The organism is Flavobacterium sp. HJJ, from assembly GCF_015351475.1.
GTDB classification, from domain to species: Bacteria; Bacteroidota; Bacteroidia; order Flavobacteriales; family Flavobacteriaceae; genus Flavobacterium; species Flavobacterium marginilacus.
The window spans coordinates 1-441 of sequence record NZ_JADKPR010000087.1 but is presented as its reverse complement, the minus strand read 5'-3'; the positions used below and the strand labels follow the sequence as shown (position 1 = coordinate 441).

Below are 441 nucleotides of genomic sequence, written 5' to 3'. Positions count from 1 at the left end.
GGCCAAGCCCGCAAACTGATTCCCTGTCTGTACTGCTCCTGAAGGAACAGATGGAATTATTGTATAAGCCAGGCTTCCTGCTCCTGTTCCTGCAGCAGCGTTTACTGTTACTGTACTTGTGGTACTGCCTGCTGGTGCACAATAAATAGGAGTACCTGTGATGCTGCCTGATTTTGGAGCATTTAATTTCGATACCGTTACAGATCCTGTAACAATACAGCCATTGCCGTCTTTTACTGAATAAGAAACAGTCTGGTCTGATGTACCATTGTCATTAACTGTAATGTTATCTGATGTGCTGTACCCTGTACCAAAATCATAATAATATGGCAGACTGCCTCCTAAGGCAACCACTTTTACATTGGTATCAACATCGCAGTTTGTTTTAACTGCAAATGGAGCTACTGTGGCTGTCAGTACCGCCGGAGCTGTTACAGCAAT

Annotated in this window: 1 protein-coding gene; it reads right to left on the bottom strand. The window is 44.0% G+C overall.

Annotated features, from left to right (window positions below):
- Nucleotides 1–441, bottom strand: a 441-nt coding sequence (locus IRZ80_RS20845) for a hypothetical protein (protein ID WP_194644298.1), incomplete at both ends; no start/stop codon positions are given.